The 8,861-nt window shown below is 44.8% G+C and carries 11 protein-coding genes; 8 read left to right on the forward strand and 3 right to left on the reverse strand.

Annotated features, from left to right (window positions below):
* Positions 1-139: 139 nt before the first annotated feature.
* Positions 140-475 (reverse strand): endoribonuclease MazF, encoded by a 336-nt coding sequence (gene mazF / locus PSE7429_RS18945; protein WP_009628946.1) that lies wholly within the window; start codon positions 473-475, stop codon positions 140-142.
* Positions 469-711: an AbrB/MazE/SpoVT family DNA-binding domain-containing protein gene (locus tag PSE7429_RS18950; protein WP_009628947.1), complete on the reverse strand. Its 243-nt coding sequence runs from the start codon at positions 709-711 to the stop codon at positions 469-471. Before PSE7429_RS18950 ends, mazF begins: the two co-directional genes overlap by 7 nt.
* A 91-nt stretch (positions 712-802) precedes the next feature.
* Between PSE7429_RS18950 and PSE7429_RS18955 the strand changes: the two genes are divergently transcribed.
* The 3 genes from PSE7429_RS18955 (at position 803) to PSE7429_RS18965 (ending at position 2,294) form a co-directional block, all read left to right on the forward strand.
* Positions 803-1,297 (forward strand): hypothetical protein, encoded by a 495-nt coding sequence (locus PSE7429_RS18955; protein WP_009628948.1) that lies wholly within the window; start codon positions 803-805, stop codon positions 1,295-1,297.
* On the forward strand, positions 1,294-1,704 hold the full coding sequence (locus PSE7429_RS18960; RefSeq protein WP_009628949.1) for an HNH endonuclease: 411 nt from the start codon (positions 1,294-1,296) through the stop codon (positions 1,702-1,704). Before PSE7429_RS18955 ends, PSE7429_RS18960 begins: the two co-directional genes overlap by 4 nt.
* A 149-nt stretch (positions 1,705-1,853) precedes the next feature.
* Entirely contained in the window at positions 1,854-2,294 is a 441-nt protein-coding gene (locus PSE7429_RS18965; protein WP_009628950.1) for a SufE family protein, read from the forward strand.
* Positions 2,295-2,341: 47 nt separating this feature from the next.
* Here PSE7429_RS18965 and PSE7429_RS18970 read toward each other — a convergent pair whose 3' ends face one another.
* Positions 2,342-3,460 (reverse strand): iron-containing alcohol dehydrogenase family protein, encoded by a 1,119-nt coding sequence (locus PSE7429_RS18970; RefSeq protein ID WP_040689563.1) that lies wholly within the window; start codon positions 3,458-3,460, stop codon positions 2,342-2,344.
* A gap of 284 nt (positions 3,461-3,744) precedes the next feature.
* Between PSE7429_RS18970 and PSE7429_RS23880 the strand changes: the two genes are divergently transcribed.
* The 5 genes from PSE7429_RS23880 (at position 3,745) to PSE7429_RS19005 (ending at position 8,743) form a co-directional block, all read left to right on the forward strand.
* Positions 3,745-5,589 carry a DUF1565 domain-containing protein gene (locus tag PSE7429_RS23880; protein ID WP_009628952.1) on the forward strand — a complete coding sequence of 615 codons (1,845 nt, stop codon included), beginning with the start codon at positions 3,745-3,747 and terminating at the stop codon, positions 5,587-5,589.
* 463 nt (positions 5,590-6,052) lie between these two features.
* A complete protein-coding gene (locus PSE7429_RS18990; protein ID WP_009628953.1) occupies positions 6,053-6,820 on the forward strand; it encodes an amino acid ABC transporter ATP-binding protein in 768 nt (255 codons plus the stop codon).
* A gap of 168 nt (positions 6,821-6,988) precedes the next feature.
* Positions 6,989-7,690: an ATP-dependent Clp protease proteolytic subunit gene (locus tag PSE7429_RS18995; RefSeq protein ID WP_040689568.1), complete on the forward strand. Its 702-nt coding sequence runs from the start codon at positions 6,989-6,991 to the stop codon at positions 7,688-7,690.
* Positions 7,691-7,746: 56 nt separating this feature from the next.
* Positions 7,747-8,340, forward strand: a complete 594-nt coding sequence (locus tag PSE7429_RS19000) for an ATP-dependent Clp protease proteolytic subunit (RefSeq protein ID WP_009628955.1) — start codon at positions 7,747-7,749, stop codon at positions 8,338-8,340.
* A gap of 109 nt (positions 8,341-8,449) precedes the next feature.
* Positions 8,450-8,743, forward strand: a complete 294-nt coding sequence (locus tag PSE7429_RS19005; RefSeq protein ID WP_009628956.1) for a sodium/hydrogen exchanger — start codon at positions 8,450-8,452, stop codon at positions 8,741-8,743.
* Positions 8,744-8,861 lie beyond the last annotated feature (118 nt).

An 8,861-nucleotide genomic window follows, 5' to 3' on the forward strand; every position in this document is an offset into this window, starting at 1 on the left:
ATTAATGCGACTGGGCTGATTGTAGAAGACATGGCACTTTTTTGCTTTTAATTTATATTGGTCATTTTACTTTGCCTTCTTTGTTTCGTTATTTATTCATAAACGTGTGCGGTTGCCCTACTAATTAGTGATGATGGATTTAGGTTAATAACGCTTCAATTTTGCCGATAACTTCATCAATAATATTTACAGAAACCTTCTCAATAAAATCAATCCTTCTCGCTTGCCAATCTAAACTCTTAATCTGATCCGCAAGAATCACTCCCTTAGTCTTGGTATCTGTGAGTAGAACCTCAAACTTCCATCCCTTAGTTTTAGAAGTAATCGGACAAATCAGAGCCAAGTTTGACCTTTGGTTATAGGCGATCGGTGAAATTACAAAAGCAGGACGATGCCGAGATTGTTCATGTCCAGCCTGTGGATCGAAATCTAGCCAGACAATATCACCACGATCGGGAATGTATGGCTTTACCATGCTTCATTCCCAACAGAAGCACCCGTAGAAATTTCGGCATGGAGATGCTCGGAGGTCATCCCATCCAGCAATTCATCTAGAGTGTATTTTTTACGTCGATGCGGAGTCAAAACAATCTTGCCATCAATAATCTCAATATTGATTTCGCTTCCAGCCTGAATTTGCACCTGTTCAGCTATAGCTTGCGGAATGCGTACAGCTAAACTATTACCCCACTTCGCGATCGCGGCAGTCATAAAAATCACCGTCAATGTATCTATATTGTATCTACATTAGCTTAATTTACGATCTTTGGTTTCTTTGAAGCGATCGCCTTGCTAATTTGTGATGATGGATATAGGCGATCGCGCCATTCAAACATTTGCCTATAATGTAACCATTGCAGCCCAAAACAATCCAACACAAATGGCACAGCTAACCATCGACATTCCAGACGAATTAGCCCAAAGGCTAGCCCCATATCAAAATCAAATCTCAGAAATTTTTGCACGTTTAATCAACACCTCACTCCTCAACGAATCTACATCTAGCACCGAATTGGTTAGTAATCCCCTATCTACAGACTTCCCAACCTACCTAGAAATTATTGACTTTTTAGTAAATCGTCCCACATCCGAACAGATTGCTAACTTCAAAGTTTCTGAGCGATCGCAAACTCGCCTACAGGAACTTCTACAAAAGAACCGAGATTCAAATCTGCTCCCCTCTGAAGTAGCTGAACTTAATCTTTACGAACAGCTTGATGTTTTAATGACCATGCTAAAAATCCGATCCTACGCCTCAATACGAACCCAAAATCCCAGTATTTCGCATTCAGCATGACCTCCTATATTTCCAATCAGCTTAGACAATTAGTAACTGTTCGCGCAGATGGAAAATGTGAATATTGCCTAATCCATCAAGATTTCTCCATTTATAGGCATGAAGTGGATCATGCCACATCCGTTAAGTATGGCGGATTATCAACCGAAGAAAATTTAGTACTAGCTTGCTTACCATGTAATCGTTATAAAGGCTCAGATTTAACCAGTATTGATCCAATTACCAAACAAATTACAGTTCTATTTAATCCTCGATTGCACGAATGGAACGAACATTTTCAAATCGATCAAGGCTATATTTTAGGAAAAACTACTATTGGCAGAACTACAATATTTTTATTGAAGCTAAATGAACCCAAGCGTTTAATGATCAGACAAGCTTTAATATTGCAAAAACTTTACCCTTAGATTTATATCAACTGCGATCGCTTTGCTAATTTGTGATGACGGATTTTAGGCGATCGCCCCACAAGATGCGATCAGATCCTTTAAACTGGAATAGCTCTCAGATTTTCTGTCTAAATCTTGAAAATCATTTCCAAATATTTCCAAAGCTAATGTCAAGCCCGACCCATGTACCTGAAGCCATCGATCGCATTGTCCAGCGATTTCACAGGCTATCCGATCCGAAGCAACGTTATGAGCAACTAATTTTATACGGGAAGAAACTCGAAGCGTTTCCCGAAACTCTCAAAACCCCTGAAAATAAAGTACAGGGCTGTGTATCACAGGTATATGTGGTAGCGAAACTAGATGCCAACGAACGAGTTGTATTTGCAGGGGACTCGGATGCGTTGATCAGTAAAGGATTTGTCGGCTTGTTATCGGTCTGTATGGGTGGCTTAACGCAAAAGGAAATTGAGTTGCTTACCCCCGACTTTATTAAAGATACAGGCTTAGTCGCTAGCCTCACGCCATCCCGCGCCAATGGCTTTTATAACGTCTTCAAAAAAATGCAACAACAGGCGATCGCGATTGAATTACCCAGCCTTCGCTAAGCAAATAAAAAGCCTCGCTAAGCGAGGCTTTTTATTTAACTTTTTATTTAAACAGTGGCGGTAATGGGACTGGTTGTGGAAACCATTGCTGCCAGAACTTGACTGGGGGAAACCGTGAAGGGTAAACGATGGATATCGGAATTGGGCTGACAAGTGATCGCGGCAATTTGCTCTAATTCAGCAAGGGTAACTTGGTTCAAGCCCAGATCGGTGAGAGAGGTTGGCAAACCGATCTCTTCATAAAACTTCAGCAATTGATGGCGAGATGTTGTCGCTAGTTGATTGCCCTGAAATTCTTCTAAGCGAAGCTGGACGAGAATACCATAGGCAACCTTTTCACCATGTAATGTGCCGTGGGTTTGATGGAGATGGGTGAGGGCATTGTGAACTGCATGAGCCGCCACAGTGCGACAGCTTGCGCCTCCGATACCGCCGATCGCTCCTGCCAAACATACGGAAGCATCGACAACTTCGCGCCATGCGTCACTATGGGGATTGGTGATCGCCTCGGCTGACTTTTGAAACAAAATATCGCGGAGAATTCTTGCTTCTTGAACGGCTGCAATCACCATTGTTTTTTGGCTGCTGCCGCTGCTGACCGATGACTCGTACCACTTAGCAATCGCGTCGCCAATTCCTGAAACGAGAGTGCGTTTGGGCGCAGTCGCGATCGCGTCGTAGTCCACAAACATGATGTCGGGACAGCGATCGAGGGTTACATCGTAGGCAAAGGCTCCTTGCTCGTCATAGACATTACTCAAAGCCGTCCATGCAGCACAGGTTGCGCCCGTAGTGGGAACGGTCGCGATCGGTAATTGACTCTGATGGGCGATCAATTTTGCCGTATCTAATACCTTGCCACCACCGACACCCACAATCACATCGGGCTTTTCCTGCTGAACGATTTGGCGCAATATTGCTAAATTTGCATCGGTACAATCGGCGATCGCAGGTGCATAGATGATTTCTAGAGTAGTGTTTCCGAAATGGCTGGCGGTGGCTTGCTTGGCTTTCTCCCCTGCAATTACTAAAGCTTTATTCCCGTAACGAGATAGATATTTTGGGAGTTGCGATAAAATTCCGTTTCCCCGTAACAGTTGGGCTGGCGCGATCGCTAAGATCGGCAATAGGCTCGGCAATGCTTCCACCATAAGTGTGTCTGACATTAGGTTAAGACATGGTAAACATAATCCTTATTCTATCTCTTCTGCTTCTAAATCTGCATTCCTGCGATCGCTTGATCTTCGCTTCCGCAGCTACTCAAAACCCAAGAATTGATGGGCGGCGCTCCGCGCCGCCCATCAATTCTTGGGTTTTTTCTTGTTTTTTTGTGCTGGTAAACTTGGCGACAGCTATAACTTTGCAAGTAGTTGAATTTTCGTGTATTTTGATTGGCACAATCGCATATTTTTGATGTGATTTTATCTGTTGGTTAATGAGGATATTCTGTATGCGATGCAAGCCTATTTTCTTCAGCGCGATCGCCACAAGCATAACGGTGTTGGCAATATTGCCCCCAGCATATCCATTGCCGATTCCTGCTTGGAAAATCAGTCAACAGGACGGCAACCCATTACCACAGACAGCCCCGTTAATCTATGTCTCCCCCAATCCTAATCCTAAGGGAGACGGTTCGCCCAATAATCCCTACTCATCCATTACCACAGCTTTAGCCAATAAACCGATCACGGGGACAGTAATTCAGCTACAACAGGGAGTTTACAGTGCCGAGACTGGTGAAGAGTTTCCTTTGAGAATCCCCGCAGGTGTAACCCTTCGGGGTGAGCCAACAGTGCGCGGTATGAATACTGTAATTAAGGGAGGAGGCAAATTTATTAGTCCATCCTTTGCCAGTCAAAATATTACGGTGCTTACTGACAATGGTGCGCGTATTGAAGGATTAACGATTACGAATCCTAATACTAGGGGAACAGCAGTTTGGGTTGAGTCGAGTAGGCAGGTAGTAGTTAGTAATAATACTTTTATAAATAGCGATCGCGAAGGGCTATTTTTAACGGGCAATGCCGAGGCGATCGTTGACAATAACCTCTTCAAGAAAAATGGGGCAAATGGACTCTCTGCTGTGGGTAGTAGTACGGGCGATATCCGCAATAATACTTTTGAGAGTACGGGGTTTGGACTGGCGATCGGTCAGAAATCAAGGGTAACCGTGAGCAATAACAATATTCTCAATAATACCGATGGAATTATTATTTCTAATCTATCGGCTCCCACCCTACGCAATAACTTAATTACTGACAGTCAGCGGAATGGAGTGGTGATCCTCAAAGATCGTAAGGGCTATCCTACGCCCGACTTAGGTACTTCTGCCAGCCTCGGCAAAAATATCTTTCGCAATAACCTTGGGAAAGACTTGAATAATAATTCTGGAGTTACACAAGTTGCGGTAGGGAACGAACTCGATCCTACTAAAATTGCTGGCGATATTGCCTTTGTCGGAGAAGCCCCCACTGCACCTGCTCCACAAACGCCAACTCAGCCCTTTGTCCCTGCGACTGCATCAGCATTACCCATCGTTAATGGCAACAGCGCTACTGGTAATCCAACTGCTGTTAATACCAATACAGGCAGCAACAATGGTAATACAGGGCTCGATAGCGTCGAAATTACGCGATCGCCCCAATCTAGTTTTAATCGTCCCGTTACGCCCCCGACTGCCCTAGCCCCATCCAAGAGCAGTATCTTTATTGAGCCTTTACCAGAAGTACCAGCAGTCACTTCTAGTCAACTCACCTCTACTCAGACGACATCAGCGCAAACGACCCCAGATCAAAGCGTGATGACCATTCCTCCAACCAATAATTCAGGCAAGGTAGCCGTAACTCCATCATCAAAGGTTTCTCAAAACCCTAATGAAATACTGATCGATCGCGATCCGATCCCCGTCATTCCACCTCAACCAGTTACACCGCCGCGATCGCAATTTATTCCTAACGATCCCCCAGCCCAAACTCCCCCCATTACGCCTACCACGCCTACCGTTATCCAAACTCCAGTTCCCTACCCAGTTCCCTACAATGCCAAACTAGCCGCATTAGTGCCGCCACCAGCAAAGGATACGACCCCCTATTTAGTTGTGATTCCCTCTGCCGACGATGACGTTCTCAATCGGGTACGCAGTGCTGTCCCTAGTGCCAGAATTATTCCTTCGCGATTTGGCAATATTATTATGGTGCAAGGCTATCCCGATCGAGATCGGGCTGAAGTATTAAAGACACTGATGCGATCGGCGATCGGTGTAGATGCCCGTGTAGTTTACCAAGGCAACCTTTAGCCCCCATGAGATAAGTAGTTCAGCATAATTAAAAACCAAAAACAGAAAGCATACCGCCCGCTGCGCGAGCGGTATGCTCTTCTAGGTTTTAAGTTTACTTATGCCTAGCTACTTAATACCAATTCACGAAAGTGTGACAACATTTTGTGAATTGAAAACCAATCCCAGCAAGGGTTTTCCAAGGTCAAAATGGCGTAGCCATTTTGACCTTTGGTATAATCTATGACTATAGAAGTTTTGCGACTAACTGTAGCAAGTTTGTATATGCAAGCTCGAATATGCAAGCTCGAAATGACTACAGCTTGGTCAAGCTTTAGGGACTTATACCAATTCCCAAAAGTGTGGCTACACTTTTGGGAATTGAAAACCAAACCCAGTAAGGGTTTTAAAATCACAAAATGGCTACGCCATTTTGTGATTTGGTATTAGACGATAAACCAGTAAGAAGCAGACTCAAGACATCATGCAAGAAACCATAGATTCCAAGCCATCCATGACAGAGCCGATGATTATTGCTCAAGACGTACATAAGTGGTATGGCAGCTTTCACGTTCTTAAAGGGGTGAGTCTGACGGTAAACCGTGGGGAAGTCGTCGTAATTATGGGACCCTCTGGTTCGGGAAAATCGACATTTACCCGAACTTTTAATGCCTTAGAGGAATACCAACAGGGCAAAATCTTCGTGGATGGATTTGAGCTGTCACCTGCCAATCATCGCAATATCGACGCGATTAGACGCGAAGTTGGCATGGTATTTCAGCAATTTAATCTATTTCCCCATCTTACGGTTTTGCAAAATATCACCCTTGCTCCATCATGGGTACGCAAGTGGTCAAAGACCAAAGCTTCAGAGGTAGCCACCCAATTGCTAGAGAGGGTTGGGATTTCGCAACAGGCTCACAAATATCCTCTACAGCTATCGGGCGGACAGCAACAGCGAGTAGCGATCGCCAGAGCCTTGGCAATGCAGCCCAAAGTTATGCTCTTTGACGAGCCGACCTCTTCCCTCGATCCCGAAATGGTGCGCGAAGTTCTGGATGTAATGCGATCGCTCGCCGATTCAGGAATGACTATGGTTGTCGTTACCCACGAAGTTGGCTTTGCCCGTGAAGTTGCCGATCGCATCGTATTTATGGATGGTGGCATAATTGTTGAAGAAGCAACTCCTGAAGAATTTTTTCAAAATCCCAAAGAAGAACGCACCAAAAAATTCTTGTCCCAAATTTTATAGCGGCTACGTTGCTAATACGTTGCTAAACGGCGACAGCAGTTACTCAATAAGCCGCTTGCTTGTTGGCGATTAGACGGCTAACCCTACCTCAAACTTGGCTATTGTTTCCAAATGCAGTGGGATCGCTGTGATAAGCTAGCAATGTTAGTGTCATTAACACGAATAAACATGGATCGACCTTCTCGCTCTGTTCCCCAAGCCGCACAAGCCGCCTATTCAGGGGATTCGTCATACGGACGCACACCGCCGCCTGACTTGCCTTCGCTATTATTAAAAGAGCGAATTATTTACTTTGGGTTGCCTCTTGTATCTCCCGACGAATACAAACAGCAGCTTGGAGTCGATGTTACGGAATTGCTCATCGCTCAACTTCTCTACCTGCAATACGAAGATCCTGAAAAACCGATCTTCATGTATATCAACTCTACAGGCACATCATGGTACACAGGTGATGCGATCGGCTTTGAAACCGAAGCCTTTGCCATTTGTGACACCCTTAATTATATTAAGCCCCCCGTCCATACTATTTGTCTCGGACAGGCGATGGGAACAGCAGCAATGATTCTCGCCAGTGGAACCAAAGGTTTCCGCGCTAGCCTACCCAATGCCACGATCGTTCTCCACCAAGCCCGTCGCCAAACCAGAGGACAAGCCTCTGACTTACAGATTCAGGCAAAGGAAGTACTGACCAATCGCGAATCGATGTTGAAAATCCTGTCCCGTACTACAGGAAAATCATCCGAAGTCCTCACTAAGGACATGGATCGCATGTTTTATATGACTCCCGAACAAGCAAAAGAATACGGCTTGATCGATCGCGTACTTGAAAGTACCAAAGACCTACCGAAAGCCGTTCCAGCTCTTGTTTAGTTATTAGCTATTAGCTTAAAGTCAATCACCAACCATCAACCACCAATTTCAAAATCATGCCTATCGGTGTTCCTAGAGTTCCCTATCGCTATCCTGGTGATTCCTACACACAGTGGATCAATATCTACGAGCGTTTGTCACTAGAACGCATTATGTTTATGAGTGGCGAAGTTACAGATGGGATGGCAAATTCGATGATTGCCCGTATGCTGTACTTTGATTCGGAAGATCAAACCAAGGATATCTACATGTATATCAACTCTCCTGGGGGCTCTGTCTCCGCAGGATTGGCGATCTTTGACACGATGCAGCATATTAAGGCTGACGTAACCACTATTTGCGTCGGACTAGCTGCATCTATGGGTTCGTATCTATTAATGGCTGGCGCAAAGGGCAAGCGCTATGCTCTCCCCAATGCCCGCATCATGATTCACCAACCATCGGGTGGGACGAGAGGTCAAGCTTCAGATATCGAGATTGAGGCTAGGGAAATTATTCGGATTCGTCAAAAGCTCAATTCTGAGTATGCTAAACGTACTGGACAGCCCTTAGAAAAGATCGAACGGGATATGAACCGTGATTATTACATGTCTTCACAGGAAGCGCTTGAGTATGGATTAATCGATCGCGTACTTGACTCGCCGCAATAAAAAAAGCCAAGAGGGAATCAAGAACCCTCTCTGCTTTTTTGTATGATTCAAGTATCCTTGCACAAGGATACTTTTTTATTGTCTGAGCCATACAAAATTGCAGGGATTTATGACAAATTCGGAATTACTGCTTAAGCTGCTGTTGCAATTGACTGTGATTTTGTCAGTTTGCCGAGGCGTTTCATATATCGGTAAACGTTATTTAGGACAAACCGATGTGGTGGGAGAGATGTTGGCGGGGATCATGCTTGGTCCTTCCCTATTCGGGGCGATCGCACCAAATGTCCAACAGTGGCTATTTCCCAAAACTCCGATAGTTGCTGATGCCATGCATCTATTTCCTAATCCCTCAATGTCGGTGTTGTATGCTCTGAGCCAGGTAGTCCTAAAAAGGAAAGGATGAGGGAAAATATCTAGATGGTTGTTACAGATTAAAGCAATGTCAGAGTCAAGTCCATCAAGTCCATCATGTCCATCCTGCCAGTCCGTATCAGCGGTTAAAAACGGTAGTACTCGGCATG

This window comes from Pseudanabaena biceps PCC 7429, from assembly GCF_000332215.1.
In the GTDB taxonomy this organism is placed as follows: Bacteria; Cyanobacteriota; Cyanobacteriia; order Pseudanabaenales; family Pseudanabaenaceae; genus Pseudanabaena; species Pseudanabaena biceps.

Bases quoted from the DNA above. Each gene is read 5' to 3' on its own strand.
- PSE7429_RS23880 (WP_009628952.1), top strand. From the start codon at position 3,745: ATGCGATGCAAGCCTATTTTCTTCAGCGCGATCGCCACAAGCATAACG.
- PSE7429_RS19005 (WP_009628956.1), top strand. From the start codon at position 8,450: ATGACAAATTCGGAATTACTGCTTAAGCTGCTGTTGCAATTGACTGTG.
- PSE7429_RS18995 (WP_040689568.1), top strand. From the start codon at position 6,989: ATGGATCGACCTTCTCGCTCTGTTCCCCAAGCCGCACAAGCCGCCTAT.
- PSE7429_RS18965 (WP_009628950.1), top strand. From the start codon at position 1,854: ATGTCAAGCCCGACCCATGTACCTGAAGCCATCGATCGCATTGTCCAG.
- mazF (WP_009628946.1), bottom strand. From the start codon at position 475: ATGGTAAAGCCATACATTCCCGATCGTGGTGATATTGTCTGGCTAGAT.
- PSE7429_RS18955 (WP_009628948.1), top strand. From the start codon at position 803: ATGATGGATATAGGCGATCGCGCCATTCAAACATTTGCCTATAATGTA.
- PSE7429_RS18960 (WP_009628949.1), top strand. From the start codon at position 1,294: ATGACCTCCTATATTTCCAATCAGCTTAGACAATTAGTAACTGTTCGC.
- PSE7429_RS18970 (WP_040689563.1), bottom strand. From the start codon at position 3,460: ATGTCAGACACACTTATGGTGGAAGCATTGCCGAGCCTATTGCCGATC.
- PSE7429_RS18990 (WP_009628953.1), top strand. From the start codon at position 6,053: ATGCAAGAAACCATAGATTCCAAGCCATCCATGACAGAGCCGATGATT.
- PSE7429_RS19000 (WP_009628955.1), top strand. From the start codon at position 7,747: ATGCCTATCGGTGTTCCTAGAGTTCCCTATCGCTATCCTGGTGATTCC.
- PSE7429_RS18950 (WP_009628947.1), bottom strand. From the start codon at position 711: ATGACTGCCGCGATCGCGAAGTGGGGTAATAGTTTAGCTGTACGCATT.